The sequence below is a fragment of the Paenibacillus sp. J22P59 genome (assembly GCF_059383895.1).
This window is the reverse complement of sequence record NZ_JBXENX010000006.1, coordinates 351442-377580: the sequence shown is the minus strand read 5'-3', so window position 1 is coordinate 377580 and position 26139 is coordinate 351442. Positions and strand designations below refer to the sequence as shown.

At 47.3% G+C, this 26139-nt stretch carries 28 protein-coding genes; 10 read left to right on the top strand and 18 right to left on the bottom strand.

Annotated features, from left to right (window positions below):
* Nucleotides 1-51: 51 nt before the first annotated feature.
* Nucleotides 52-495, bottom strand: a complete 444-nt coding sequence (locus AC50YO_RS13270) for a hypothetical protein (RefSeq protein WP_494847519.1) — start codon at nucleotides 493-495, stop codon at nucleotides 52-54.
* Here AC50YO_RS13270 and AC50YO_RS13265 point away from each other — a divergent pair.
* The gene (locus AC50YO_RS13265; RefSeq protein ID WP_494847516.1) at nucleotides 489-926 is read left to right on the top strand and encodes a hypothetical protein; all 438 of its coding nucleotides are present in this window, start codon (nucleotides 489-491) and stop codon (nucleotides 924-926) included. The genes AC50YO_RS13270 and AC50YO_RS13265 overlap by 7 nt on opposite strands.
* A gap of 244 nt (nucleotides 927-1170) precedes the next feature.
* Here the strand turns inward: AC50YO_RS13265 and AC50YO_RS13260 are convergent, their stop codons facing one another.
* The 5 genes from AC50YO_RS13260 to AC50YO_RS13240 all read right to left on the bottom strand — a co-directional run bounded on the left by AC50YO_RS13260 (nucleotide 1171) and on the right by AC50YO_RS13240 (nucleotide 6822).
* A complete protein-coding gene (locus tag AC50YO_RS13260) occupies nucleotides 1171-2337 on the bottom strand; it encodes a S1C family serine protease (protein ID WP_494847514.1) in 1167 nt (388 codons plus the stop codon).
* 11 nt (nucleotides 2338-2348) lie between these two features.
* On the bottom strand, nucleotides 2349-3587 hold the full coding sequence (locus AC50YO_RS13255) for an FxLYD domain-containing protein (RefSeq protein ID WP_494847512.1): 1239 nt from the start codon (nucleotides 3585-3587) through the stop codon (nucleotides 2349-2351).
* A gap of 180 nt (nucleotides 3588-3767) precedes the next feature.
* Complete coding sequence (galU, locus tag AC50YO_RS13250; RefSeq protein WP_494847510.1) at nucleotides 3768-4646, bottom strand: UTP--glucose-1-phosphate uridylyltransferase GalU; 879 nt, start codon at nucleotides 4644-4646, stop codon at nucleotides 3768-3770.
* Between the two features lie 116 nt (nucleotides 4647-4762).
* The gene (locus tag AC50YO_RS13245; RefSeq protein WP_494847576.1) at nucleotides 4763-6148 is read right to left on the bottom strand and encodes a sensor histidine kinase; all 1386 of its coding nucleotides are present in this window, start codon (nucleotides 6146-6148) and stop codon (nucleotides 4763-4765) included.
* Complete coding sequence (locus AC50YO_RS13240) at nucleotides 6148-6822, bottom strand: response regulator (RefSeq protein WP_494847508.1); 675 nt, start codon at nucleotides 6820-6822, stop codon at nucleotides 6148-6150. The genes AC50YO_RS13245 and AC50YO_RS13240 overlap by 1 nt, the downstream gene beginning before the upstream one ends.
* A gap of 154 nt (nucleotides 6823-6976) precedes the next feature.
* On the opposite strand from AC50YO_RS13240, the gene trxB reads away from it, so the two are divergent.
* Together trxB and AC50YO_RS13230 are read left to right on the top strand one after the other, a co-directional pair.
* Nucleotides 6977-7918 carry a thioredoxin-disulfide reductase gene (gene trxB, locus AC50YO_RS13235; protein WP_494847506.1) on the top strand — a complete coding sequence of 314 codons (942 nt, stop codon included), beginning with the start codon at nucleotides 6977-6979 and terminating at the stop codon, nucleotides 7916-7918.
* 296 nt (nucleotides 7919-8214) lie between these two features.
* Complete coding sequence (locus AC50YO_RS13230; RefSeq protein ID WP_494847504.1) at nucleotides 8215-8649, top strand: Dps family protein; 435 nt, start codon at nucleotides 8215-8217, stop codon at nucleotides 8647-8649.
* 538 nt (nucleotides 8650-9187) lie between these two features.
* Here the strand turns inward: AC50YO_RS13230 and AC50YO_RS13225 are convergent.
* The 6 genes from AC50YO_RS13225 to AC50YO_RS13200 form a co-directional block, all read right to left on the bottom strand.
* Nucleotides 9188-9817 carry a fumarylacetoacetate hydrolase family protein gene (locus AC50YO_RS13225; protein ID WP_494847501.1) on the bottom strand — a complete coding sequence of 210 codons (630 nt, stop codon included), beginning with the start codon at nucleotides 9815-9817 and terminating at the stop codon, nucleotides 9188-9190.
* A 33-nt stretch (nucleotides 9818-9850) separates the two neighbouring features.
* Complete coding sequence (locus AC50YO_RS13220; protein WP_494847497.1) at nucleotides 9851-11812, bottom strand: ABC-F family ATP-binding cassette domain-containing protein; 1962 nt, start codon at nucleotides 11810-11812, stop codon at nucleotides 9851-9853.
* 104 nt (nucleotides 11813-11916) lie between these two features.
* The gene (locus AC50YO_RS13215; protein ID WP_494847495.1) at nucleotides 11917-12423 is read right to left on the bottom strand and encodes a YcxB family protein; all 507 of its coding nucleotides are present in this window, start codon (nucleotides 12421-12423) and stop codon (nucleotides 11917-11919) included.
* Nucleotides 12424-12591: 168 nt separating this feature from the next.
* Nucleotides 12592-13695, bottom strand: a complete 1104-nt coding sequence (locus AC50YO_RS13210) for a PAS domain-containing sensor histidine kinase (protein WP_494847493.1) — start codon at nucleotides 13693-13695, stop codon at nucleotides 12592-12594.
* On the bottom strand, nucleotides 13688-14344 hold the full coding sequence (locus AC50YO_RS13205; protein WP_494847491.1) for a response regulator transcription factor: 657 nt from the start codon (nucleotides 14342-14344) through the stop codon (nucleotides 13688-13690). Before AC50YO_RS13205 ends, AC50YO_RS13210 begins: the two co-directional genes overlap by 8 nt.
* Complete coding sequence (locus AC50YO_RS13200; protein ID WP_494847489.1) at nucleotides 14316-14804, bottom strand: hypothetical protein; 489 nt, start codon at nucleotides 14802-14804, stop codon at nucleotides 14316-14318. Before AC50YO_RS13200 ends, AC50YO_RS13205 begins: the two co-directional genes overlap by 29 nt.
* Nucleotides 14805-15011: 207 nt before the next feature.
* Between AC50YO_RS13200 and AC50YO_RS13195 the strand changes: the two genes are divergently transcribed.
* Nucleotides 15012-15770 (top strand): Crp/Fnr family transcriptional regulator, encoded by a 759-nt coding sequence (locus AC50YO_RS13195; RefSeq protein ID WP_494847487.1) that lies wholly within the window; start codon nucleotides 15012-15014, stop codon nucleotides 15768-15770.
* A 70-nt stretch (nucleotides 15771-15840) separates the two neighbouring features.
* Here the strand turns inward: AC50YO_RS13195 and fumC are convergent, their stop codons facing one another.
* Together fumC and AC50YO_RS13185 are read right to left on the bottom strand one after the other, a co-directional pair.
* The gene (gene fumC / locus AC50YO_RS13190; RefSeq protein ID WP_494847485.1) at nucleotides 15841-17226 is read right to left on the bottom strand and encodes a class II fumarate hydratase; all 1386 of its coding nucleotides are present in this window, start codon (nucleotides 17224-17226) and stop codon (nucleotides 15841-15843) included.
* Nucleotides 17227-17326: 100 nt separating this feature from the next.
* Complete coding sequence (locus tag AC50YO_RS13185; protein ID WP_494847483.1) at nucleotides 17327-17995, bottom strand: bifunctional 2-keto-4-hydroxyglutarate aldolase/2-keto-3-deoxy-6-phosphogluconate aldolase; 669 nt, start codon at nucleotides 17993-17995, stop codon at nucleotides 17327-17329.
* Between the two features lie 372 nt (nucleotides 17996-18367).
* Between AC50YO_RS13185 and AC50YO_RS13180 the strand changes: the two genes are divergently transcribed.
* The 4 genes from AC50YO_RS13180 (at nucleotide 18368) to AC50YO_RS13165 (ending at nucleotide 20493) form a co-directional block, all read left to right on the top strand.
* Entirely contained in the window at nucleotides 18368-18907 is a 540-nt protein-coding gene (locus AC50YO_RS13180) for a hypothetical protein (protein ID WP_494847481.1), read from the top strand.
* A 19-nt stretch (nucleotides 18908-18926) separates the two neighbouring features.
* Nucleotides 18927-19133, top strand: a complete 207-nt coding sequence (locus AC50YO_RS13175) for a hypothetical protein (protein ID WP_494847480.1) — start codon at nucleotides 18927-18929, stop codon at nucleotides 19131-19133.
* Between the two features lie 27 nt (nucleotides 19134-19160).
* A complete protein-coding gene (locus tag AC50YO_RS13170; protein WP_494847478.1) occupies nucleotides 19161-19379 on the top strand; it encodes a hypothetical protein in 219 nt (72 codons plus the stop codon).
* A gap of 388 nt (nucleotides 19380-19767) precedes the next feature.
* Nucleotides 19768-20493 carry a sulfite exporter TauE/SafE family protein gene (locus tag AC50YO_RS13165; RefSeq protein WP_494847476.1) on the top strand — a complete coding sequence of 242 codons (726 nt, stop codon included), beginning with the start codon at nucleotides 19768-19770 and terminating at the stop codon, nucleotides 20491-20493.
* 104 nt (nucleotides 20494-20597) lie between these two features.
* On the opposite strand, the gene AC50YO_RS13160 is transcribed toward AC50YO_RS13165, so the two are convergent.
* Nucleotides 20598-21020: a DUF4395 domain-containing protein gene (locus AC50YO_RS13160; RefSeq protein WP_494847474.1), complete on the bottom strand. Its 423-nt coding sequence runs from the start codon at nucleotides 21018-21020 to the stop codon at nucleotides 20598-20600.
* 197 nt (nucleotides 21021-21217) lie between these two features.
* On the opposite strand from AC50YO_RS13160, the gene AC50YO_RS13155 reads away from it, so the two are divergent.
* Entirely contained in the window at nucleotides 21218-21670 is a 453-nt protein-coding gene (locus tag AC50YO_RS13155; protein ID WP_494847472.1) for a hypothetical protein, read from the top strand.
* A gap of 53 nt (nucleotides 21671-21723) precedes the next feature.
* On the opposite strand, the gene AC50YO_RS13150 is transcribed toward AC50YO_RS13155, so the two are convergent.
* Nucleotides 21724-22965: a chitinase gene (locus AC50YO_RS13150; protein WP_494847470.1), complete on the bottom strand. Its 1242-nt coding sequence runs from the start codon at nucleotides 22963-22965 to the stop codon at nucleotides 21724-21726.
* A gap of 141 nt (nucleotides 22966-23106) precedes the next feature.
* Between AC50YO_RS13150 and AC50YO_RS13145 the strand changes: the two genes are divergently transcribed.
* Entirely contained in the window at nucleotides 23107-23595 is a 489-nt protein-coding gene (locus AC50YO_RS13145; protein WP_494847469.1) for a DUF2062 domain-containing protein, read from the top strand.
* A gap of 94 nt (nucleotides 23596-23689) precedes the next feature.
* On the opposite strand, the gene AC50YO_RS13140 is transcribed toward AC50YO_RS13145, so the two are convergent.
* Both AC50YO_RS13140 and gdhA read right to left on the bottom strand, forming a co-directional pair.
* Nucleotides 23690-24088 (bottom strand): hypothetical protein, encoded by a 399-nt coding sequence (locus AC50YO_RS13140; protein WP_494847467.1) that lies wholly within the window; start codon nucleotides 24086-24088, stop codon nucleotides 23690-23692.
* Between the two features lie 471 nt (nucleotides 24089-24559).
* Nucleotides 24560-25936 (bottom strand): NADP-specific glutamate dehydrogenase, encoded by a 1377-nt coding sequence (gene gdhA / locus AC50YO_RS13135; RefSeq protein WP_494847465.1) that lies wholly within the window; start codon nucleotides 25934-25936, stop codon nucleotides 24560-24562.
* Nucleotides 25937-26139: the final 203 nt, after the last annotated feature.

Here is a 26139-nt window from a genome sequence, read left to right as displayed (position 1 = left end):
GGATAACGCCTAATCTTGTATAGCGAAGGAGTTCGAACGAACTTATGAGCCCTACTTACATGTACATTGAAGGCCAAGGTACAACATCTTCTCATAACTGCGGCTGCGGCGGCCCACGCATGCTGATGCCCGGACCGGGGCCAGGACCTTTCCCTCCGGGGCCAGGACCGTTTCCTCCGGGACCAGGACCTTTCCCTCCAGGGCCAGGACCGTTTCCTCCGGGGCCAGGACCTTTCCCTCCAGGGCCAGGACCTTTCCCTCCGGGGCCAGGACCTTTCCCTCCAGGGCCAGGACCTTTCCCTCCGGGACCAGGACCTTTCCCTCCGGGACCAGGACCTTTCCCTCCGGGACCAGGGCCGTTTCCTCCGGGACCAGGACCTTTCCCTCCGGGACCAGGACCGTTTCCTCCGGGACCAGGGCCGTTTCCTCCGGGACCAGGACCGTTTCCTCCGGGACCAGGACCTTTCCCTCTCCCATTCCCTTTCCCGTTGCCATTCCCGGTACCCGCTAGTGTAACGGTGTTCATTAATGGAGGACGTTTTTTCCCTAACGTCACACAGGCCTACCGCGTGCGTTTCCGTCCGGGAATTTCCATCGCTCAAGCACTAATCCAGACTGGTGTTGTTCGTTTTGGATTCAACGGCCAGATTGCTTCTGTGAGCGGCATTCCAATCGGCGGGCCAATCAGCTACACTCTTTTACTGAATGGCCGTATTATCCCTGCAACGCTGCTCAACTTCCCTCTGCAGCCGAATGACACCGTTGCCTTGCAACTGCAATATTCAACAAGAGAAAATCTAGATGATGACCTTCTATCCGAACTATCCGAGAGCAGCTCAGCTACCAAGGCTAAAGATTCTGATTTCACCGAGTACGCAACTACCCATTCTCATACGGTAGACGATTCTGACAGCGAGCAGGCTTAAATCTTCTCTAAATCACATGTATCAGAATTGGACTCTCCCAAAGCAATATATTATTTTGCCATAGCAACCTTCTTAATAAAAAGGGACAGAAATAAAGAAATGGCGGTGCCAAGGAGAATATCCTTAGCACCGCCATTTCTGGCTTTTAAGTTACGCTCATAGAGGCTCTCCTACCCTCCCCTCAAGCTTTTCGCGACAGCTCTGATCCCTCAAATAATTCCCTGCTCGTTTTCTTTATGTGATTCTATTTCATTTTTTTGTCTGTTTCCTTGTCTTGCTGAATAACTTTACCTTTACCTGTAACCAGCTTTAACTGGTCATTCTCATAAGCTACATTGTAGGTTACCTGGTATTTACTCAGCTTATATTCTCCATCAACACGTTCATCTACAGAAAGGATTGCTGTTACAATAGCCTTCTCCTTGTCTTCCCCATCTTCTGTAACATGCATATCATCAATAACGACATTCCTCGTTCGAATATATCCCTCTCGGAACTCCTCGTAGCTGGTGCCTTCCTTCCAATTGCCGCCAAGCAGCGAGTAGGCATATACATAGTCAGCATTGTTCAAGCTGTCATAGAAATGGGTCACCAAATATCCTGCATAATCCTTGATGGATGCATTCTCCTGTTCAACTACCCCATCACCATCCTTGTACTCTTTGTCTGGCAGTTCAAGCATAGGTTCCGCTGACCACCCCTCGACCATATCGAGTACATTGACAATTGGGATACTGAAGCCAATCAACGTCTGCTCGATTCCAGCCGAATTGATCCCGAGCACCTCACCCGTTAGCTTGTTTACTAGCGGTCCGCCGCTATTGCCGGGCGCAATCGGAGCCGATATTTGATAAAGGTCACTATACGTATACGGTTCAATCTCGAAGCTGCGATCAACGCCACTTATAATCCCCGTCGTAACGGTATTCTGAAAACCTAAAGGACTGCCTACGGCTAGCACTTCATCGCCAATCTCTGCTTTCTCTTCCCGCACCATCTGCAGCGGCTCTATCCCCGCCAACCCAGGAACACGAACGACAGCCACATCTGTCTCCAGACTAATCCCTATGACCTCTCCTTCAAGCTCGCGGGCATCCGTCGTCTTCACGCTTACGATTCGCGCGCCTGCAACGACATGGGCATTCGTAATAAGATCGCCCTGGTTATTATACAAGAAGCCCGAGCCCTGCGTACCATCGCTCGTCTCAATCATTACGACCAGCTTCTGTGTTTCGTATATAATATCCTTCAATGCCTTCGGTGCACCATTGCCGCTAATGCCTGCGTCTGCGAGCAGCGGGGCTCCCGTCAATTGCTGAGGCACCTTAGATCCGATTGTAACCGCTGCACCTGCCCCTCCGCATACGATGACTACAGATGCGACAATGCTGATCCATGTTCCTTTTCTCATCTTATCTACTCCTAATCTAAGTACCATGTTGCATGATCTATCACGAACTTTGCATCTTCATCCTTCACACGATGAACAATCGTTGTAAACCGGAAGGATTCCCCTGCTTCAATATAATTCGGCTGTGCTTCCGCTGAACCAGATTCGATCACTTTGCCTTTGGAATCGACTACAGAATACTCTATCGTTACAGAATAGATGGGTCTTGTTGCTGCATTTTTCAGCTCTACACTTACATGGAAATCCCCGAAACTATCTAAGGAGGCCTCTGTACGTCCAACCTCTACTGCAGCTGTTTGATTGATTAAATCCTCTTTGGCCGCCATTTGCATGGCATTTTCTATACGCTGCTGCTCTGCTTTCTCGAAGTTTTTCTTATCCTTCAATATTCGATCATATAGCTGAGCGAGCTTCACATCATTATTAACATAGCCCATGCCTTTTCTTGCTGTCGCAAGCGCATCCGTAAAGTTTTTCTTTTGTCTCAGAGCCTCAGCCTGCTCGTAGCTAATATTTACGATCGCTACCTCAATCCGCTGTCTCAGCTCAACCGCCTTTTCACCTGTGAGACTCTTTACTTGATTGAATTTAACCACCAGCTCATCCACCGATTTCAGATGGTCAAGCTCAGCTTCGACCTGAAGAACCGTGAGACGAACCGTCAGCTCGGCAAGCTGCTCACGCACCACTCGAAAAACCTGCTCTTCACGCCCGCGCAGCTTTATCTTTAGCTGTTCAAGCAATTCCAGTGCCTCTTCGGTCCCTTCTTGCTCCAGCTTTTCATTAATGGCATGAATAGATTGCTCAAAAACGACCGCTTCACCTACAATTGCCATATCCTGAGCAATCGCTTTGTAGTTAGGCCTTGCAGCTGATGCTTTCTTCAACCGATCTATAGCTTGCTCATAATTTCCTGTGAGAGCTTGCTGCTTTGCCTGCTCCTGCCATTCCAATACACGATTATTTAATTGAGTTTCATATGAATAGAACGAGAATACAGCAGCTGCCGTGACAGCCAGAAGGATGACTGGAATAATGACTACTGTTATCGTCCTGCCTGTCACTCTCGTTCTCACAGATTCCGTCTCTAATGCGGCACCCAGCTCAGACATCGCCTGATCCCGTTCGCTCTTGCTTGCAGCCCATGCCTCTTCCGAAGCGTCAGTCTGCTCTGTGACGATTCTTTTCCCGCACTGGCTGCAATATAGAGCATCCGCTGCATGTTCTTTTCTACAGTGATGGCAATGCAAAGTTATTCATCCTCCGAAAGTTCTGTCTACATACTTCTCTCTATTCTATATGAAAAAGTAAATGTTCTCCATTTTTAAATGCTGGGAATATAAATTTTTTTGAAATACCGTAGAATCGCTAAATAATCAAAAAGACACAGCAGCTTGCTGTGCCTTACTATAGAATTGCTTTTCTAAAGCTTACTTCAAGGAAAGCCGATCCAAGAGATAGCTTCGCACATCTGCTGATAAATCCTCGCGCTCCAGTGCAAAGTCAATCGTTGCTTGAACAAACCCGAATTTATCTCCAACGTCATATCTCTTTCCTGTGAAGCGATGAGCCATTAATGGGGAGAATTGATTCAACCGTTGCAAGCTATCCGTCAATTGAATTTCTCCTGCCTTACCTGGCTGTGCCCGTTCAAGAAGATCAAATATAGCAGGATCGAGCAAATATCTTCCCACAACTGCTAGATTGGATGGAGCTTGTCCAGGCAACGGCTTCTCGACCAAGTCACGGACACGATCCGGCGCCCCATCTGTTGCCATATCTACGATTCCATATTTATGTGTCTGATCCCAAGGAACCTCCATCACCGCAACGACAGATGACTGATGGCGGTTATATGCATCAATCATTTGCTTCAAGCAAGGCGGGTCAGACTTCAGTATGTCATCTCCCAGCAGTACGGCGAACGGCTCATCCCCGATGAACCTTCTAGCGCACAATACTGCGTGGCCTAGCCCAAGCGGTTCCTTCTGGCGTACATAATAAATATCGGCAAGACGAGAGATTTCTTGAACAACAGCCAGCATTTGTTCATTGCCGCGCTCTTCCAATTCCATCTCAAGTTCAACTGATTTGTCAAAATGGTCCTCGATTGCCCGCTTATGGCGTCCACTTACAATTACAATGCTATCTATGCCAGACTGAACAGCTTCTTCTACTATATATTGAATGGCCGGCTTATCGATAATCGGCAGCATTTCCTTTGGCTGTGCTTTGGTCGCTGGCAGAAACCGCGTGCCCAGTCCCCCTGCTGGAATAATCGCTTTCCGTACCTGTTGTCTCATTCCCATCGCTCCCTGTTAAATATCCACCTTAGTGCTTGGTTCATCATAACCCTTTCAGCAAGATTTATCCATCCCTAACTAAGTCAGCACGCTTGTTGTTATCTGCTGCTAAATCCTTATTCCTACTCCTGGGTCATTGGCAATCGAATAAGAAATGCTGCCCCCTGTCCTTGTTCCTCATTACCCTCTACCACTTCAATTGTACCGCCATGCATCGCGATTATTTTGTGGACGATTGATAGACCCAGACCGCTGCCTCCCTGTGCGCGCTCGCGCGAAGCATCCACTTTATAGAAGCGTTCGAATATACGGGTTCTCTCCTCTTGAGGAATGCCAATCCCCGTATCTTCTATCCGTATAATTGCATACCCGCCTTCTTCCTTCAGGTGAAAATAAATCCTGCCGCCCTCAGGCGTAAACTTGATGCTATTGGCTAATAAATTAATCCATACCTGACTTAGCTGATCCTCATCAGCCGTTAGGGTGATCTCTTCCATTAACAGCTCAACAGTCAAGTGCTTCGCAAGCCAATGCGGCTCGCAGGATAATACCGCATCCCTAAGCTGTTGGTCCAGCCTGTAAGCCCGAGGGGTGTAAGGATGCTGTTCGGAATCTAGTGCCGCCAGCTTCAATAGATTTTCACTAAGCCTCGACAAGCGACTGCTTTCTTGCTTAATTATATCTACATAACGGTCCCTCTCTGCCTGAGTAAGACCTTCGCTGCGCAGAGCCTCGGCAAAACCGCCGATAGAGGTTAAGGGGGATTGTATCTCATGGGAGACATTGGATACGAACTCTTGCCGCATCGTTTCCGTACGAGACAGCCCTTTTGCCATTGAGTTGATGCTGTCCGCCAATTCTCCGAGCTCATCCTTCCGCTGCATGGGAAGCTTCACAGTGAAATCGCCTCCAGCGATCCTTGTAGTAGCGGCAGTCATTAATTTCAAAGGCTTAACTAAATACCTAGCTGCAATAAGTATGAGCAAGCAACCCACAATAAGCACCGTGACCAGTAGAGTGGACGTATTGCGCTGGAAGCTGCGTACTTCCGGGAGTTTATTCGCAATAATGAACACCGCCCATTCCATTTGTCCGAATTGAACTTTTCGGCCTATCGCCTGGGGGGCTGATGGTTTAGCTTGTTCCTCATGCTCCAATTGAACCTTCTCTGTAGTGCCTCTGAACACATTGGCAATCGTTGCATACGTCAAATTGTCTATGAGCAGCTGACTGCTGTCGCCATAAGCAATAACGGCATTATTCCTGGCAACCGCTACGATCGTTATCCGTTGAAGGGTAGATACCTGCTCAAGAAAGTTTGGCAAAGATCGAGGGGAGGATGCCGTATATAACTGTTCAATCCGATTAATCGCATGGAGCTGCTGCTCTCCAAAGCGGCCCTTCATTTCTTTCTTGAATAATTGATTAGCGGCGAAAAAAGCCGCAAGCATACTAATAAGAACAATAATGATAAAGGTAAGAGCGATCCTCACATATAAGCTGCGCATCAATGGCACTCCTCCAGACGATAGCCAAGCCCGCGCACAGTAACGATTCGGAATCCTGCCGTTTCCTCTTCGAACCTCTCCCTTAAACGCTTAATATGTACGTCCACGGTTCTTTCGTCTCCTTCATAATCCATGCCCCATAGCTGCTCAATTAGTTGCTCTCTGGTGAACGTCTTGCCTGGATAGCTTGCGAGCTTGAACAACAGCTCAAATTCCTTGGGCGGCAGCATGACTTGCACCCCGTTAGCGATAAGCCCATGCTCGCTCTGATTCATAACCAAGCATCCTATCTCTATCGTTCGCGAAGCCGCAATCCAGTATCGCCTGAGCAGTGCCTTGACTCTCACAACTAGCTCACGTGGATCAAAGGGCTTCACGACATAATCGTCAGCTCCTAATTCGAAGCCCTTTACCTTATCCAGCGTTTCTCCCTTGGCAGTTAACATCAGCAGTGGCATTTCAAAGGAAGAACGAATAGCGGCACAAAGTGCCCATCCATCCATTCTTGGCATCATAACATCAATAACAGCCAGATCAGGCTTCACACTCTCCATATGAATAAGGGCATTTTCCCCGTCTATCGCTTCGATAACCTCAAAGCCTTCTCTCCGCATGAACAGGCTGACTAGCTCACGAATATTCGGATCATCGTCCACCACTAATATTTTTGCCATCCTTATAATTCCCCCTATTTGCTCCCTACAGCTACCTTAATACATCTACATGAAATTAAGATGAACTTTGTTGACAAAGTTTCTAGATTATAATAATTTTAAATAAGAATTCATGCTTACCCATGCTTGACCACATAGAACGGAGGAAACCTTCATGTACAAAACGATCATTATCGGTACCGGCCCTGCTGGGCTAACTGCAGCTATCTACTTGGCACGCGCCAATATGGAGCCCCTTGTTATTGAAGGCTGGCAGCCTGGCGGTCAATTGACCACCACAACTGAAATCGAGAATTTTCCAGGCTTCCCTGACGGCATTCTTGGCAGCGAGCTGATGTCCAATATGCGTAAGCAAGCACAGCGCTTTGGCGCACAATTCCGCACAGGCTCTGTAAAAAGCGTAGACTTCAGCAAACGTCCCTACACGCTTGACGTAGAAGGCCACGGTGAGCTTCAAGCAGAAACCATCATTATCTCCACAGGAGCTTCAGCCAAATATCTAGGTATTCCGGGCGAGCAAGAAAACATTGGACGCGGTGTAAGCACTTGCGCAACCTGTGACGGCTTCTTCTTCCGCGGCAAAAAGCTTGTTATTGTCGGGGGCGGCGACTCCGCAATGGAAGAGGCAGTATTCCTCACTCGCTTCGCTTCTGAGGTTGAGATTGTCAATCGCCGCGAGGAGCTGCGCGCCTCCAAAATTATGCAGGACCGCGCTCGTGCCAATGATAAAATTAGCTGGTCGCTGAATCGCACCCCGCTTGAGGTCGTAGCAACTGAGCAAGGCTTGCAGGGGCTAAAGGTTCGCAATAATGCGACCGGAGAAGAAGAGCTCGTTCAGACAGACGGCGTATTCATCACAATCGGCCACACCCCTAATACAGGTTTCTTAGGGGGCCAGATTGATACGGATGAGCAAGGCTACATTATAGTGAAGCCTGGTACAGCGGAGACGAATATACCCGGTGTGTTCGCCTGCGGGGATGTTCAAGACCGTCAATATCGCCAAGCTATTACAGCTGCAGGCAGCGGCTGTATGGCTGCACTTGACTGCGAGCGTTTCATCGAAGCTCATGCGCATGATACAGTTCAAGTCTAACCTGATTAATCTATAGAGCCTTTAACTACGAATAAGGGTACAGCCTCGCTGCAAGAGGCTGTACCCTTATTTTGTATTCCCGCTGGCAATAAGCACCATCACGTTTCAAATTGTCCTCGAGCGTTTATTAAATAGAGACTATTAAAAACTACGCAGAACCATTAAGGCATTGACAATTCATTATTTATTTGTAATAATTATAAATAAGGAATTAGTCTAAATAACTTAGTGGAATGGAAGTATGTATTATCCATACTGCGTACACAATAATGCTAGAACGAAAGGATGAGTGACATATGAGTAAAACTAACGAGGTATTAAATCAGCAAATTTCCAACTGGAGCGTACTTTACATTAAGCTGCACAACTACCATTGGTATGTGAAAGGCCCACAATTTTTCACCCTGCATGTGAAATTCCAGGAATTCTACGAAGAGGCTGCTATTCATGTCGATGAGCTTGCAGAACGCCTGCTCGCACTAGAAGGCAAGCCAGTGGCAACGATGGCGGAATATTTGAAAACTTCCAACGTCAAAGAAGCCAAGGGTAAAGAGACGGCTACTCAAATGGTTGAATCACTGATTGCTGACTTCACTACAATTATCAATGAATTGAAGGAAGGCATGGAAATTGCCAATTCAGAGGGTGATGAGACTACAGCTGATATGCTGCTAGCCATTCATACTAAGCTTGAGAAGCATGTATGGATGCTCAACGCCTTTAATGCTTAAGAGAATGGGCTGTATCAAGTAGGTCTGCCCACTTGATGAGACAGTTGGCTTAATGGAAATTTGGTAAGGATTAAAGAAATGGCGATGCTAGGGAGGTTATCCCTGCACCGCCATTTCTGCTTTTCGGCCTATTGCTGTCTTCTTGCGCAAATGGTGGGTGAGCCCCCGTTAGAGATCGAATGTCATGTATAATTTAATGAATACATTTGCTCTATCTCACTGCTGAGACCGGTAAAAAGGAGCAACAGTGAAGCTATGTTCATTAGTGGAGAAGGTCAGTTTCCGACTACTGAATATAGCTGGCATTATCCCCCATTTACCCTCGCATTAAGCCTATTTTTACGACAAACGCTTCATAAAATAAGGTAAACTCCTCATATGTGCCATCAGTAGCGTAAAAGATAGAGCTTCGAGAGGTTCTCGAGGTTTAAGAGCCATAGAAGCATCTTCATGACTTTTGAACCAGCCCCTTTTTTCGTACGCAGCCCTCCTGCTTAATAAAAAAAAAGCAGAACAGCTTACGCCGTCTGCTCCCTTCTTATACCAACCGTATTGTACAGCTAGCTGATTTTTCTCCTTGCCAAAGCCCTTCAAGCACATCTCCATCTTGCAGTGCGGCTACTCCCGCGGGAGTGCCAGTGAATATAATATCGCCTGGACCGAGCCCATAGCGTGAATCAATATGACGAACTAATTCGGCTATGCCAAACAGCATATCGCTTGATTGGCCCAGCTGTGCCTGTACCCCATTGCGAATTAGCGCGAATTCATGACTCTTCAGCTCTTCTTCGCCAGGGTAAGGCATCCAATCGCTAAGCGGAGCGGCATTCTTGAAGCCTTTGGCATCCAGCCAAGGCTGCCCCTTAGCCTTCAGCTTGCTTTGCACATCGCGCAGTGTCAGGTCCAGCCCCAATGCCAAGCCATCAATAATCTCATCCGGCTCCATTCCGACTTCTAGACGACGGCCAATTCGCAGCACAAGCTCAAGCTCGAAGTGAACCTCTCCCCGATCACCCGGGAGCTCCACGATATTCCCATTCATCAGCACTACAGCATGAGAAGGCTTCGTGAAAACAAGCGGCTCCTCCGGCACTTCATTGCCTAGCTCCAGAGCATGCAGGCGATAGTTCCGTCCGATGCAATATACATTCCTTACTTCTGCTGCCACCCTTCACTTCCCCTTCCTGATGAATCCGATTGACTAGTTTTTCTTCTGGGCAGCAATCTGCTCCGCCAGCTCATTCAATTCCGTCCAGCGCTCCATTAATTGATCAAGCTTCGCTTCTAGCTGCTGCTGCTCTTCAAGCAGCTGCTGGAGCAGCACCGAATCGCTTCCCGATTCTCCCATACGCGCAGCAATGGCTGCCAACTTTTCTTCGGCCTCGGCAATCCAGCCGTCGATCTGCTCATAGTCCTTTTGCTCCTTATAGGACATGCGAAGCGCCCGTTCTCCAGCTGCTTTCTGCGGCGCAGCCACTGGCTCAGGCGACTGCGCCTGATGAGGTACAGTTGGCGCAATCGCCTTGCTGCTTGGTGAAGCAGCCGCACGCTCACCCGCACTGCCATGCTTGCTCACATATTCCTGATAATCGGAATAGTTGCCTGTGTGATGGGTGATGACGCCATTTCCTTCGAACGCCAATATTTTATCAACCGTACGATCTAGGAAATAGCGATCATGGGATACAACGAATACGACTCCCGGAAAATCATCCAAATAATCCTCCAAGACCGTTAGCGTTGCAATATCTAGATCATTCGTAGGCTCATCAAGCAGCAGTACGTTGGGTGCATTCATCAGCATTCTCAGCAGCTGCAGACGGCGTTTCTCGCCCCCGGAGAGTTTCCCGATCAGAGACCACTGCATCGCTGGAAGAAACAAAAAGCGCTCCAGCATCTGACCTGCCGATATCGTCGTACCGTCGGCGGTTCGAACCTGATCTGCCCCTTCGCGGATATATTCGATTACACGCAACGATTCGTCCATCTCTTCATGCTCTTGGGAGAACCACCCCAGCTTAACCGTTGGTCCTAACACGACAGAGCCTTCCTCTGGCTGCAGCCTTCCTTCAATCAGCTTGAGCAATGTCGATTTGCCGCTGCCATTGCGTCCGACGATGCCGACACGGTCCTCAGGAACCGCAATATAGCTGAAATCCTGAATAAGTGTACGATCTGCGAATCGTTTCGTTACTTCTTCTATTTCAAGAATCTTCTTCCCAAGTCTGGTCGAGGCAACGGATACATCCATCTTCCCGCCTGACTGCTTGGGAGCTTGCTCCTTCAAGGCCTCGAATCGATCAATACGCGCCTTCTGCTTGGTCGTACGAGCTTTGGCTCCCCGACGAATCCAGGCCAGCTCATTGCGCAGCAGATTCTGACGTTTATTCTCTGAGGAAGCCTCACGCTCCTCACGCTCCAGCTTCAGCTCCAGAAACCGGCTGTAGTTCGCCTCATAGAAGAAGGCACGTCCTCTATCCAGCTCAATGACCCTGTTACTGACGCGATCCAGAAAGTATCTATCATGCGTGATCATCAGCAGGGCGCCTTTGCGTTTCTGAAGCATGCCCTCCAGCCAAGCAACCGAATCATTGTCGATATGGTTCGTCGGCTCATCCAGAATCAATAGATCAGATGGCTGCAGCAAGGCGGCAGCCATCGCTACCCGCTTCCTCTGTCCCCCTGAGAAAGTCGCTACCTTATCGTCATAATTCAGAATGCCAAGCTTGGTCAAGGCAATCTTCGCTTCGCTCTCCAGCTGCCAAGCATCATGCTCATCCATTCGCTGATTCGCCTCAATCAGCTTCTCCTGCAAGCCCGTATCATTAGGATTCAGCTCAAGCTCTTCAAGCGCTGCTGCATAATCCCTGACTGCGCGAAGCTGCGGTGAATCCCCGCCTAGCACATGCTCCAGCGCAGTCTCGCCGGCTGCGAAGACCGGGTCCTGTGCGAGCATCTTAATCGTTACCCGATTGCCAATCGCAATTCCGCCGGCATCTGCTGGCTCTAAACCGGCAATTACTTTAAGAAGGGTCGATTTACCGGTGCCATTCACTCCGATAATACCGATTTTGTCGCCAGCCTCAATCCCAAACGTAACGTCCTCGAACAACATTTTCTCGCCGTAGCTCTTCGTTATATGTTCAACAGATAATAAATGCATATGCCAACCTACTTTACTTCAAATGTATGCGGGCCAAGCTTAGCTTGCATCCGCAACCGTATCATACCATATTCATGGGCAGCTCATCACATATCTGCATGGGGTTAAGCTGATTGCCCAGTCCGCTTCAGCAGCTCATTGTAGAACTTCTCTTGCTCAGACTCCCCCGAGAATGCCCTCTTCGGCACTATAATAGCCGAAAGAGAATTGATAAAGATATAGATGTTCCGCTTGTCCTGCTCAATGGTATGGATGCCGCTCCAATTAGTAAAGGTCTCATTCACTGCTGACGTTCCTCGGATGCCTTCTTCCTCCAGTGAAATGAATTGCTCTCCGAGCAAGCCTGGCTTATTGTCCGGCAGCTTCATCAGACGGCTCTTGGTTCGATAATAAAAATAGACATTCGATAATGCGCCCAATAAAATACCCGCAACCAGGCTGTACGTAAGTGAAAATTTCATAAGTCCATAAAATACAGCAACCAAAATCAAAGGCACCGCCAGCATATAGGCATATACCATTGCTGTATACTTTTTATTGCGAAATACCGCATGTTTATTCAAATACCAGAAATCTTCTCGCGTAATATCCAGCTTAATCTTCAACTTCATCGCTCCTTACCGCTCGCGCCCAGCATCCCGCGTCGTCCGTCTGCCGATTGCTCGTCTCATATTCGTAACCCTGATCCCTTAATTCTTGACGTTTCCTTACAATAACGCGCACAAAAATAGAGTAGCACAGGATGGACTGAAAAATCCATTGTGATACTCTATCTCCCCCTATCTTTTGGGCACTACCAGTTCAACAGTCGTTCCCTCACCAATAGCTGAAATAACGGTCAGAGAAGCACCTACACTTCGTGCACGCTCTTCCATACTGAACAAACCCACACCCTTGCCGGTACGGTCTCGAACGAAGCCTGAGCCCTTATCCGCAATATAAGCGCTAACCTGTTCAGCCGTCTCCTCAATTCGAACGGTTGCTTCGGAGACCGCCGCATACTTGGCGATATTCGTCAGCGCTTCTTGAATTACCCGGTAGAGAACGGTCTCCCGTTGGACATCCAGCCTGCCTCTTAGCTTACAAGACAGCTCTACCTGCATGCCATAATGCTGGGCATAATTGTCCACATAGGTTCGAATCGCCGGAACAACTCCAAGGTCATCCAGTACAGAGGGACGAAGCTCCCAAGCTACATTCCGAATATCATCCATAATATTAGAGACATCATTACGTACAGCCTGCAGCTGCTCCAAACCATGCTCCGAGATGATGCGATCGAGCTGAATTTGCAGCGAGAACAAGCTCTGGCCAATTCCATCATGCAGCTCACGGGAGAATCGCCGCCGCTCTTCCTCCTGTATAAGCATCACCTTGCTCATCATCTGCTGCAGCTCTTCTTCCGTCTGCTTCAGCTTCGTTACCTCGTTGCGTATAGCCATGTATTGATAAGGATATCCATCATCATCTATAAAAGGTACAATCGTTGTATTAACCCAATAGAATTGCCCATCCTTTGCTTTATTGCGGATCTCCCCGCGCCAGACACGACCTGAGGTAATGGTCTGCCACATCTCTCGAATGAATGCTTTACTATGGTATCCGGAATTAATAATACGATGGTCCTTGCCGATTAATTCGTTGCGGTGATATTTGGATATTTCGCAGAACCGATCATTTACATATTGAATAATGCCCTTCGCATTAGTAACAGCTACGATAGATGATTCATCTAACGCATTTTTCAAATCAACCAGCTGCTTCAATGACTCCTTCAACTGGGAACGAAACACCGAATCCGGCATCTGCTCATCAATATCTACGAGCAAAGAAGCCACATTCTGGCCAATAACCTCTGGGTAATGACCATCGCGATTATTCAAAGTGCAGCAGCCCTCTCTTCACCGCGAACTTGATTAGTTCAGGACGTGACCGCAGCCCAAGCTTCTCCATTAGGTTGCTCTTATGTGTCTCTACCGTCTTCACGCTGATGATCAAGCTCTCGGCTATTTCTTTGTTCGAGTACCCTTTGGCTATCCAGGTGAAGATCTCCTTCTCCCTTTCTGACAATGACTCATAAATATCGACGCTATCCCCTGATTTGATTCTGGCTAAATATTCGCCCATTAACCGCTTGGTAGCAGTCGGGTATAGATAAGCATCCCCGGAAGCTACGCACGCGATTGCCGCCAGCAGCTCCTCATGAGGCGCATTTTTTAATATATATCCAGATGCTCCAGCATGAATCGCCCGGAACAAATACTCATCATCGTCATGCATCGTCAAGATTAGGACAGATACATCAGGAAGCTTGCGCTTAAGCTCAGTCGTTGCGCTCAGCCCATCCTTGCCATGCGGCATGCTAAGGTCCATGAGGACAACGTCCGGCTTCAATTCCAATGCCAGCCTGATCGCTTCATCGCCTTCTGAAGCTTCTCCGACCACTTCCATTCCCTGTTTGCCATGCAGCAGCATGGACAGCCCTGATCTTACAACCGCATGATCATCTACAATGAGAAGCTTCTTGGTCATTCATTCCGCCTCCCTCTCCTTTGCCCGTAGACCAAATCTCCGCTAAACCCGCACATATTTGACGAATGGACTCAATTTCCTCCAGCTCTATCGAATGTCTGGTCCGATAGCCTGCCAGCAGAACACCGCATACTCTATTCTCCCGCATAATCGCAACAGCTACCGCCGCCATCAGACCTTCTGCCAGCATGACGGGGTCCTCATCACGAGAGCATTCGAGCTGCGCCCTCTGCCCTGCAGTAGATTCCATGCACAGAACGAGTCGTCCCGAACGAATCGCAACGCCTGCAAGACCCGTTCCTCGTTTTTGCACCATATGCAGCGTTCTTCCGCTGACGCTTCCATAGGTCCATGCCCAACGCAGCCGGCGTGCATCTGTCTCCAGCTCACACACGCCATAAAAATCGAAGCCAGCCTGCTTCATCCATTCATTGACCATACTATTGGTATCTGCCTTCATCTGCATTCTTCCCCCTCCAGCATACACCGCAATCCTATTATTCCTATTGTATAAGCTCTATCGCGATTTGTATGTAAGGGAACACCCTGAATTACGAGAGCAGACTCAGGGGTTATGCGGCTTATCTTTCAGCGGATTCCCTGATTCCAGCAGCTGGAAATTAACGTTATGATGGATATAACCTATTATAGCAGGAGGCGATACGCAATGACGCTTTCTTATCGGCATCATGCTCGGATAGAATGGAAGCTCGGTACAGGACCTAGCGCACGACTAATGGAGAAATTGCTTCATCTATCACCGGAATCCTTTACTTATAAATCAATAAAAGCGGGACAGCCGCTCTATCGCGAAGGCACACCATGCAGCGCCTTATATGGGGTGTGCAGCGGCACGATCAAGCTGCGCAAAACCTCAATAGACGGCAAATCTCTGCTCCTTACAATCGCTGGCCCCGGCGAGCTTCTTGGCGAGCCGTACAGCTCTCTTGACAGCCATACTTCCCTTACTCCGCATCGCTCCAGTGCATTAGCGGTCGAAGATACGATCGTTGCTGTCATTTACCATGCAGATTTCGAGCTTCTGCTCTCGCAGAATACCGATGCAGCACTGCTCTTCGCCCGAGCAATGGAGAATAAACGGCAAATTGCTGAATCGAAGCTGCGTGATTTGCTTGGCGCTCCGAAGCTCTGTGCCCTTTCCTCCTGCCTTCTTCGCCTTGGTAATAGCTTCGGCGTTGCCTCCGCCTCCGGTCTAAGAATTGACGTAAAGCTGACTCATAGCGAGCTTGGGGAGATGATTGGAGCAACACGTGAAAGTGCGAACCGTCTATTAGCTGTATTGAAGGAGCAAGGAACGATTGGCGCTTCAAGAGGACGCCTCGTCATTGTACGGCCGGAAGATTTGAGATTGCTTGCCGGATGTCCGGAATGCCCGACTTGTTCGGATGAAGTGTGCAAGATTTAGAATAGGGCAAGAATGAAACCAGCCGTTCAGGGATAACCTGAACGGCTGGTTTTTTTGTCCTTTAATGCGATTAACGTTTGCCAATCATTGCTTCCGGCTTCACGAATTCATCGAACTGCTCGGATGTAAGCAAGCCGCTAGCTATAGCTGACTCCTTCAGCGTCAATCCTTTTTTATGGGCATTCTTCGCAATAGCTGCCGCATTCTCATAACCAATATGCGGGTTCAATGCAGTTACCAGCATCAACGATTGATCAAGATTACGTTTGATTGCTGCTTCATTCGGCTCAATGCCAACCGCACAGTTGTCATTGAAAGAAATCATGCCGTCTGCCAGCAAGGCAACAGATTGCAAGAAGTTATAGATAATAACTGGCTTAAATACGTTGAGTTCGAAGTTGCCTTGGCTTGCCGCAATAGCAATCGTAGTATCATTGCCAAGAACTTGGCATACCGCCATTGTAATCGCTTCGCTCTGTGTAGGATTGACTTTGCCTGGCATAATGGAGCTGCCCGGCTCGTTCTCAGGAATGATAATTTCGCCGATGCCGCAGCGCGGTCCACTTGCAAGCCATCTAACATCATTAGCAATCTTCATCAAATCAGCCGCCAATGCTTTGACAGCACCATGTGCATAGACGATTTGGTCATGGCTCGTAAGCGAATGGAATTTATTCGGTGCAGTAATGAAGGTTTTGCCCGTCAATGCCGTTACCTCCGCCGCTACCTGAACTGCGAAGTCAGGATGTGCGTTAAGGCCTGTACCTACTGCTGTTCCTCCAAGTGCCAGCTCACGCATAGTATCTACGCTTTGTACAAGCATGCTACGTGTTTTCTCAAGCATAGCATGCCAGCCGCTGATCTCTTGGCCAAGCGTGATTGGTGTAGCATCCTGCAAATGCGTTCTGCCGATCTTCACGATATGATCGAATTTGTCCATCTTCTCCTTGAAGGTGCCCGCTAGCACATCAATAGAAGGCAGCAGCTTATCTTCCACTGCAATAACGCCTGCAATGTGCAGCGCCGCAGGGAATGTATCGTTAGAGCTCTGGGAACGGTTCACGTCATCATTCGGATGAATACGAGTAGCGCTGCCGCGAGCCTCTAGCATTTGGTTCGCGCGATGGGCAACAACTTCATTCACATTCATGTTCGTTTGGGTGCCGCTGCCTGTCTGCCATACAACAAGCGGGAAGTGCTCGTCCCATTCGCCTGCTACGATCTCGTCCACTGCTTCACCAATAACAACAGCCTTTTCCTCATCGAGCACACCCAGCTTATGGTTGGCAATAGCCGCCGCTTTTTTAATAATCGCCATAGCGTATACCACTTGAATCGGCATGCGCTCACCGCTAATTTTAAAGTTCTGCAGGCTTCGTTGCGTCTGAGCGCCCCAAAGCTTGTCTGCTGGCACTTGAATTTCACCCATTGTATCCTTCTCAATGCGATATTCCACTGTAACTGCCTCCTTTGATTTACACTGCATATTCTATTACTTTATACATAATCACAGGCACATTTCAATATAGACAAGCTTCTTTCCGCCTAAGCAGCTCTTACAGGCCCTTCGCGCTGCGATAAGCTTCGACATAGGCAGCAGCCTTCTTCTCAATAAGAGTAAGGTCTCCTGTTTTGACAGCATCCTTAGTCAGATCCGAGCCAATGCCTACTGCAACTGCTCCTGCCTTAATCCAATCCTTCAGATTATCCAGCGATACTCCGCCTGTCGGCATGATGTTCGCTTGCGGCAACGGGCCTTTAATTGAAGGGATAATGCTTGGCGAGAAGAGGTTGCCTGGGAACAGCTTAACGATATCAACGCCAAGCTCAAGCGCGCTTTGAATCTCATGTATCGTCATTGTGCCTGGCATAACCGGAATCGAATAGCGATTGCACAGCGTAATCGTAGCTGGATTGAATGCTGGAGCAACAACAAACTCTGCTCCGCTTAGTATAGCTGCTCTTGCCGTCTCGGGATCAAGTACGGTACCGACACCGATAATTGCAAAATTATCCGCATCAGGTGAAGCAGAGCTTGAGAATTCCTTGGACAGCTGTTCAATCGCCCGAAGCGCGAACGGAACCGTCATCGTAATTTCAATGGCCTTAATACCGCCTTTGATCGCGCGACGCGCCATCTCGGCTACTTCCTCAGGTGAATCTGCGCGAAGTACAGCTACTACACCAGCATCAGTCAATTGTTGAAGAACTCTAAGCTTTTTCATTACGTATAGCCTCCCATATATGTTTAAAAAGTGCGAATAAGTAAGAACAATGCCGCTTTAATTATATTCTTTTATATTCCATTCAGCAATGCTCTCAAACTTGTGCGCAAAATTAGGATAATCCCTAGTCCATTCCGTAACGGGAAAGGATACATATATAGAGAGACTATATTTAGGGAGGTTCTGCATTTGGGCAGTCTGAGACAACAAGAGGCGTGTAATCCTTCCCGTCGAAAAAAGAAATCTACAAGACGCTCACGCTCACGCAAAGCATGCCGAATCGTAAGGAGAATCATAAAACGAAGGCTCGTTGGAAGATCACTTTTAAAGAGAAAACATAAACAGAATCGCCGTACTTCAGCCTGTACGATCATGAGGGGACATGAGGGGTCTTCGGGACCCGCAGGTGAGAACGGCTCAATCGGTCCAGCAGGAGTCCAAGGCCCTCAAGGTCCTCAAGGTCCTCAAGGTCCGCAGGGACTAGCAGGTCCTCCCGGTGCGCAAGGTCTGCCTGGAGAAGCAGGAGTGCCGGGATCAAATGGTTCAGTAGGGTCGATAGGTCCAGCCGGACCAAGTGGACCAGCTGGTCCTGCTGGTGCGGCGGGGGCTGCAGGAGCCGCTGGACTAGATGGAGCTGCTGGTGCAACTGGCGCACAGGGTATTCAAGGAATACAGGGCCCGCAGGGACCTCCTGGCACAAGCTCGGATTTCACCGAATTGCGGACTATTCTCATAGACTATCTTCTTAATGGAACGCTGATCACTGTGATGACACCCGGCCAGCCCACCGGATTCGCTGGAACCGTTAGCGGCGTCCAGCAGACGCTCGCCACCTTCCTAACCAATAGCAATACAACGATGACGATTCCGTTCACTTATATAACGAATATAGAAGATATCACTATGACCTAATAAAAGGAGGCTCTCTAATATGGCTACTACGCTTTCAGGAGATTTAATACCGCTCATCGGCCAAGAGGTATTCGTAATGACGAACGGATTCGGCCAAGTAGCCGTAACCGGCCGGCTTGACCGTGTAGGAAGCGACTATATCCTCGTATCGTTCGATTCCAACGATGTGCTATACGAGCTCCGCATTTTCTACTCCAATATCATCTACGTGCATGCCAATCCTTAAAAGTCTGGAATCGAAGGAAGGATCACGATGGCTATTGAATCAACGCATCGCTTCAGCATCCCCGGAACTCCGCTGCACTCCCTGCTGGCAGCCAATATTGGCAGCAGCATCACCGTGACAACTGTACAAGGGGAAAAGGAGGGGCAGCTGCTAGCAACGAATCAAACCTATTTAACCCTCTTAACAAACACTGGCATCACGAAATATATCATGCTCGAATACGTTATTTCTTTCTATTTTGAATAAGCACAAGAGAAAGAGGAAGGATATCGCTGCTGCGAATCTCTTCCTCTTTCTTTTCCGAAAATAATGCAATAGATCCCGTGCTATCCCTATTTGAACGACTCGGGGAAATGATAAAACTGCAAAATTGAATAAATCAGCTTAAAGGGCTTTAAATTCGATTTTAAAGCCAGTTACATCTAACACTTCACTCCACCTTGATATATATGCTTTCAATTGAAATTACAGCTTTCTAAATGCGTTAAAATACGTATTTTTAAGTGGAATACAGTATGTTATTATTTGCAGATGGCTTGGAAGTTTCGAGTGGTTTGATTTCTAATAAAAGCCATGCCAGCAGCTATCTGTCTGCATCATTCGAGGGGGAATTATCATTACACTGATCCTATTAGTGGTCGTTGCCGTTTTTATTGGTGCCTTAATGAAATCTATATTTGGTTTTGGCGAAGCTATCGTAAGCATGCCTTTGCTTGCACTCCTTCCGATCTCTCTGCAAACCTCAGTTTCTCTAATTGGATTAGCAGGGTTAACGGTTGCATTACTAACTGTCTTTAGTGGATGGCGTCACGTTGAACGCCCTGTCTTGATCCGACTAGCCGTTTCTACCGTAATTGGAATTCCCTTCGGGCTTCTATTACTCCACTTCACACCTGCAATCGTGATTACGTTTGGGCTTGGTATTTTTCTGATTGCTTTTGGATGCTACTCTTTAATTAAGAAGCTACTCTCTCAGGCGATCGAACGTCCACTGCTTAACAATCGCGGATGGGTATTGCCATTCGGATTTGCCTCAGGAGTGCTGGGCAGTGCTTATAATTTCAATGGCGTGCCTGTCGTTGTATATGGCACCTTGCGCCGATGGAATCCCGATCGTTTTCGCGGCACGCTGCAGGCCCATTTTCTTATATCAGGCGTTCTTGTTGTTATAGGACATGCACTAGGCGGGCTATGGACATGGGACGCATTGGTTTATTATGGTTATTCTTTGCCAGCTATCCTCATAGCTGCCGCACTCGGTGTTCTTGTAAGCAAGCGAATTCCTGCCGGTAAATTCGAGCATTACATATTTATTATCATTATCGCACTCGGAATTGTATTGCTAATGCCGCGGGGTTAAGACTGGTCATTGTAAGCAATCAGCACAAAAAAATCCAAAGCAAGCCATTCGCCAATCTGGCGCTTAGCTGCTTTGGATTTTTTTATGTACAACACTGAGCAGAATTAGTTCTTGGCATGGCGATATTGCTGCCAACGATAACGGATGAAGCAGCCAATGCAAAACCCTGACAACGCACCAATGTTAGCAATAGCAGGAAGGATCGTAAAAACATAAAATCCCGCTGTCCAGTCGATAACAGCACTTCCGAGCGCAATGAACAGCATAAGTGAGCATAAAGTCTGATTGAAGCGAAGCTGTGCTTTATCCTCAGATACATAAGAAGAGGGTGGCCTATGAAAAAAACGCTTTGCTATTGCAATAACCGGATTCCACCCAAGCAATGCCCCAAGACCGCAGTACAACAACGGAAGAGCGGCAATCCAATATTGCTGCGTCACCCAGCTTAATGCAAGCAGCGCCAGCGTTACCCAGTTATTAATACGAACCAACGGCATGGGTACCGTTTCATTTGTAGAATGAACCATATTAATTCTCACTCCTTCTGAGCGAAAGTCTCATTGTTCATTATAATATATATCCGATTGGAATAGTAGTATATATAGCATGATTAATATGTTCTATTAGTTAGAATTAATGGCTTCCGTCTTAGATGATTCTTATGTATAATTATGTAAATAAAGACTAGGAATGGTGATCTAGGTCACAAAGGAGTGATAACAATATGATAACGGATAAAATCGGCAAAGAGGCTTTATTGCGCATTTCCGCGATTCTATCTATCGTACTGGGCTTTCTTTACCTCCCTGACGTCCTGTCCTTTTCTCTGCCCTTTCATCTATTAGGCCCGAATCGTATAGAAGGAGACCAGACTACTGAGCAGTGGGCTTTCTGGGCAATAGGAGTCGGCTGTGCCTTACTTGTCTTCTCTTTCACCCTGCAATGGCTGCATCGCTCCAAGCGTATTTATCGAATCTTGCTTACGGTATCCTTCGTATCGCTAGCTACCTTAATCGTTGCACAGCTTCTTCCTTTGTTCTGGTGGGTATTAATTGGCTTCACTACGCAATGCTGGGTCAGCGCCTCCGGCATCTTATTCCTTCATTTTTTACTTTTTCTAATAACCTTCTGGGGCTGCATTGCCACCATACATGCTATTCAAGAGCAGCATTACTAAAGATTACGATTGTTCACCGGGGATTGCTGCTCCTGAAATCTAACCATGCCCGATCAGAATGGCTTCATACCTAATGTATTCAGCTTTTCTCCCTCTATGTTAGCCCCGCTTCTTTTCGCAAGTGCTTTGTAAAAGCTGACACGACGATTAATACGGCCATCTCTTTCATCCAAGTTCCCTTCAAGTGAGCCGTTAATGATCATAATAGTCGTCCCAAACCCTGGTACCAGCCCTTTGTCCAACTGCTCCTTCGTAGGGACATAGTTGCCCACCATAATATCATGATTCGATGGTCTGCCATCCTGCGGTGTCAACCAGAACAACAAAGCGGTCATAAAACCAAGCTTGCCGTCTTCCGTGATCATCTCGGGCTTTTGCAGCAATATATTTTTATCCCCGTACAGAATGGAGCTAATTAAGCCGTAATTGTAGTTCCAGCTTAATTGAATCGGGCCTCTGCCATGATAGGTTTTGCCGATAACTGCCGGATAATCAAGATTCCCCGCTTCCACATAGCTATCCCCGCCGTAGCCCCTTGCATAGCTCAGCTCTTCGTTGAAGAATAAAGCCCAATGCATCTCATCCCCTGGAATATTGGATATGCCATTGCCTGTCTCATGCGAAATGTTCGCAAAAAATGCCGCCAGCTCACGCTTGCGATCATTCGCCGCACCTTCATTAAGGAAGGCTCCAAAATCTGCAATTCTGGTAATCGTGGACTTATTCTTATTAGCCTCTGAATCAAAGTCTGCTGTCTGGAAAATCAATTGCTCTGTCTTCGTCGATTTGTCCAGTCGGTATATTTGTCTTTCTTGTTCATTGCCCTCGCGATAAACCTGCTTATACTTAATATTCGCTACTTCGCGGATGGCCTGAATGAAATTGTCATACGAATAATAATCTGTTTGTCCCTCTTTGTAATAGTCTTGATTCTTAGCTGTTGCATGCCATTCCTCGGTCCCCATCCGTGCAGGAAATAAAGTCTCATACTCTGTCCTAGGCAAGGTTGCATTAACTGCTTTCTCTCCATTATCTGAGCTATAATCAGGATTCATGCCATCCCATTGCAGCTCAATCTGTTCGTCAGTTAGAACACGCGCTGCGATAAGATCAGGTGATGCAGATGGCTCAATGGCAGCGTCAGGCGTATTTGTTGCCGGCGGCTGTATATTCTGACTTACAGCACCTTCCGATTCGATATCATTGGAGCAGGCAACCGTCAGCGTTACTAATGCAGCACTCAAAGGCAATAATACTGAACGCAGCATTAGATTGTGCGAAGCTTTCTGATTCATTTATTCATCCTCCACAACATCTAAATGGATAATTTTTACACATCACCAATTATAATGTGTATTTAATTAGATTGCCACTAAGATTTCCACAAAATATCTGTTATGCTAGAGCTACAACATAAGAATCAGGGGTAGAAGACTATGATAACCAAACTTATCAGACGAGCCAGGTTCAGCTGTATCCAACTGCTTCGCATTAAAAAATCTGATCATTTAGTCGCTATGGGCTTTACAGCGGGTCTCCTGCACTGCTGGTTTCCCACCTTTGGTATAGGTATGCTGCTCTCTATAGGACTAGCGCGCTTGTTGCGAGCGAATATCGCTGCCTCCATTATTGCCGGATCACTAGGCTCATTCCTATGGCCTATTCTTTTCTTCATGAATTACAAAGCCGGATTTGTTCTAACCAGCCTCTTCTCCTCCTCTACACTTGCTTTGAGCGAGGCTTTGCCTGAGCCGGATTATTCTGAAGCGGTGGATCATCTTAATTCATTAGGCCAGCTAGGGACGAATTTCATCGTCGGCTCCTTATTTAATAGCATTGTTTTTTCGATTGTTTGCTATTTTATTATCCGTTTTTTATTGAAGCGATATCGCACCCCTATGCTACGCAGGTTAAAAAGATCCTAGCACCCAATCCGCCCTAACACAAATAAGATAAAGTCAGTTGCCCTCATGAGTGCAACTGACTTTATCTTATCGAATCGGTGTATTGTATTAAAAATCAGGCTGAAGCCTCGACTGCTTGTTCATTATCCGTCCATCTCATTAGCGTCGCGCACCCTTGGAAGCCATCTTCAATGTCCATGTATAAGACATATGAACCATCACGAGTCGCCATACCCTCCGAGATATTGTATGCCCCTGTAACCTGCAAATAGTTCAGCCATTCGATCTCTGAGACAAGGTCTGCATGCAACTTATTGTGGGGATGAAGACGAAGCAAAAGGGTCTCATTCATTGCCGTCCTTATCGTAAAAGTAATCGCATTCATTCCATAACAGAATTGAATAGTCTTACAATCCATATCATACTGCATCAATGCCCATAACGCTGCCTGCCTCGCTTGGTCCAGGGTGTGACATTCCATCTCATCCTTATTCATGAACAACTCCTGATTCATTTGAATCCTCCTTTTCGTCTTCCTTCTTTCCCTACTACCCTCTTGCAGAATATCACATAACTCTTCCTTTTTCTGAATCAATCTTGCTCATTTTACATAAAAGCGTATAGAGTGCATGACAAAAAGAGACAAACCTAATGTTTGCCCAACTAATAAGATTGCCCTTTCTCCTCTATTTAAGTGGATGTTCAGCTGGCTTCTTCCACTCATTACGATTATTACTCAGAATTACTATCGTTTTTCCACCTGTTGGCGAAATAACGGAACCTCGGTACGCTATTACTCAGAATGACTGCCGTTTCACCACATGCTAGCGGAATAACGGAACCGCGGTACGCTATTCTAGGCAATGGAGCTGCTAAGCTATCATTAGCAAAACGGCAGTACGCTATCACTCAGAGGTGCAAACTGGCACAAAAAAAAGCGGTTCAGCTGCATCTCTGCCGCTGAACCGCTTTTTTCCGTTACTAATTAAACAACGCCTTGTGCGATCATTGAATCTGCTACTTTGATAAAGCCTGCAATATTCGCGCCCACTACAAGGTTGCCTGCATTACCGTACTCTTCAGCAGCAGCTACACAGTTGTTGTAGATATTTGTCATAATGCTGTGAAGCTTCGCATCTACCTCTTCGAAGGTCCAAGCCAATCTCATGCTGTTCTGGGACATCTCAAGAGCAGATACCGCTACACCGCCTGCATTTGCTGCTTTTGCTGGTCCAAACAGGACTTTGTTGTTCAAGAACACGTCAATTGCGTCCAATGTCGAAGGCATATTCGCGCCCTCGCCGATAGCAATAACGCCATTCTTAACGAGCAGTTGTGCCGATTCCTCGTTAATTTCATTTTGCGTTGCGCAAGGCAATGCGATATCGCAAGGAATGCTCCAAATTCCCTCACAGCCTTCAACGTAGACTGCATTCGGGTGAATGTTGACATACTCGCTGATCCGCTTGCGATCAACTTCTTTCAATTGCTTAACTGTATCAAGGTTGATGCCGTCAGCGTCATAGATGTAGCCGTTGGAATCGCTGCACGCTACGATAGTTGCACCCAGTTGCTGTGCTTTCTCAATTGCGTAGATCGATACGTTACCCGATCCAGAGACAACAACCTTGCTGTCTTGGAAGCTAAGCTCTTTGCTTTTCAGCATTTCATTTACGAAGTATACGCAGCCGTAGCCTGTTGCTTCTTTACGAGCAAGGCTTCCGCCGTAGGTAATACCTTTTCCTGTAAGAACGCCAGCTTCATTGCCGCCGCGAATACGTTTGTATTGACCGAACATGTAGCCGATCTCTCTCGCACCTACACCGATATCACCAGCTGGTACGTCAACATCTGGCCCAATATATTTGAATAGCTCTGTCATGAAGCTTTGTGTAAAGCGCATAATTTCAAGATCTGACTTGCCTTTTGGATCAAAGTCAGAGCCGCCTTTACCGCCGCCGATAGGCTGGCCAGTCAAGCTGTTCTTGAAGATTTGCTCAAAGCCCAAAAACTTAATGATGCTAAGGTTAACCGATGGATGGAAACGAAGGCCGCCCTTGTATGGACCGAGCGTGCTGTTGAATTGTACACGGAAGCCGCGGTTCACTCGAACCTTGCCGCTATCGTCAACCCAAGGTACACGGAAGGATACAACGCGGTCTGGCTCAAGAATTCTTTCCAGAATGCTGTGCTCAGCGTATTTCGGGTGCTTGGCAATAACAGGGATCAGGGAATCTACAATTTCCTTTACCGCTTGTTGGAATTCTGGTTCATGATGATCACGTTCCATAATCATTTCATATACGGATTGCACATATTGTTTCGCTGCAGTCGAGTTTACATCAGAGTTAACAGTTAACATATATAAACAACGCTCCTTCGTGGGCAAATCCATCATCGCTTTTGCACTATGTTGATGATTGTTTGCACTTTATACATAAAGCTTAAAACAATTAACTTTGTATAGGCTAATAAAAATTATTTTTTCACACGATTAAATATCTCTATACGTGCATAATAATGCAAATGAATAAAAAAGGAAAATGCACTCGCAGCGCTGTAAAA

Excerpts from the sequence above, each read along its gene's own strand:
- AC50YO_RS13270 (WP_494847519.1), bottom strand. The coding sequence starts at position 495 with ATGGCAACGGGAAAGGGAATGGGAGAGGGAAAGGTCCTGGTCCCGGAG.
- AC50YO_RS13260 (WP_494847514.1), bottom strand. The coding sequence starts at position 2,337 with ATGAGAAAAGGAACATGGATCAGCATTGTCGCATCTGTAGTCATCGTA.
- galU (WP_494847510.1), bottom strand. The coding sequence starts at position 4,646 with ATGGGAATGAGACAACAGGTACGGAAAGCGATTATTCCAGCAGGGGGA.
- AC50YO_RS13245 (WP_494847576.1), bottom strand. The coding sequence starts at position 6,148 with ATGCGCAGCTTATATGTGAGGATCGCTCTTACCTTTATCATTATTGTT.
- AC50YO_RS13240 (WP_494847508.1), bottom strand. The coding sequence starts at position 6,822 with ATGGCAAAAATATTAGTGGTGGACGATGATCCGAATATTCGTGAGCTA.
- trxB (WP_494847506.1), top strand. The coding sequence starts at position 6,977 with ATGTACAAAACGATCATTATCGGTACCGGCCCTGCTGGGCTAACTGCA.
- AC50YO_RS13230 (WP_494847504.1), top strand. The coding sequence starts at position 8,215 with ATGAGTAAAACTAACGAGGTATTAAATCAGCAAATTTCCAACTGGAGC.
- AC50YO_RS13220 (WP_494847497.1), bottom strand. The coding sequence starts at position 11,812 with ATGCATTTATTATCTGTTGAACATATAACGAAGAGCTACGGCGAGAAA.
- AC50YO_RS13215 (WP_494847495.1), bottom strand. The coding sequence starts at position 12,423 with ATGAAGTTGAAGATTAAGCTGGATATTACGCGAGAAGATTTCTGGTAT.
- AC50YO_RS13205 (WP_494847491.1), bottom strand. The coding sequence starts at position 14,344 with ATGACCAAGAAGCTTCTCATTGTAGATGATCATGCGGTTGTAAGATCA.
- AC50YO_RS13200 (WP_494847489.1), bottom strand. The coding sequence starts at position 14,804 with ATGAAGGCAGATACCAATAGTATGGTCAATGAATGGATGAAGCAGGCT.
- AC50YO_RS13195 (WP_494847487.1), top strand. The coding sequence starts at position 15,012 with ATGACGCTTTCTTATCGGCATCATGCTCGGATAGAATGGAAGCTCGGT.
- AC50YO_RS13185 (WP_494847483.1), bottom strand. The coding sequence starts at position 17,995 with ATGAAAAAGCTTAGAGTTCTTCAACAATTGACTGATGCTGGTGTAGTA.
- AC50YO_RS13180 (WP_494847481.1), top strand. The coding sequence starts at position 18,368 with ATGAGGGGACATGAGGGGTCTTCGGGACCCGCAGGTGAGAACGGCTCA.
- AC50YO_RS13175 (WP_494847480.1), top strand. The coding sequence starts at position 18,927 with ATGGCTACTACGCTTTCAGGAGATTTAATACCGCTCATCGGCCAAGAG.
- AC50YO_RS13170 (WP_494847478.1), top strand. The coding sequence starts at position 19,161 with ATGGCTATTGAATCAACGCATCGCTTCAGCATCCCCGGAACTCCGCTG.
- AC50YO_RS13160 (WP_494847474.1), bottom strand. The coding sequence starts at position 21,020 with ATGGTTCATTCTACAAATGAAACGGTACCCATGCCGTTGGTTCGTATT.
- AC50YO_RS13155 (WP_494847472.1), top strand. The coding sequence starts at position 21,218 with ATGATAACGGATAAAATCGGCAAAGAGGCTTTATTGCGCATTTCCGCG.
- AC50YO_RS13150 (WP_494847470.1), bottom strand. The coding sequence starts at position 22,965 with ATGAATCAGAAAGCTTCGCACAATCTAATGCTGCGTTCAGTATTATTG.
- AC50YO_RS13145 (WP_494847469.1), top strand. The coding sequence starts at position 23,107 with ATGATAACCAAACTTATCAGACGAGCCAGGTTCAGCTGTATCCAACTG.
- AC50YO_RS13140 (WP_494847467.1), bottom strand. The coding sequence starts at position 24,088 with ATGAATCAGGAGTTGTTCATGAATAAGGATGAGATGGAATGTCACACC.
- gdhA (WP_494847465.1), bottom strand. The coding sequence starts at position 25,936 with ATGTTAACTGTTAACTCTGATGTAAACTCGACTGCAGCGAAACAATAT.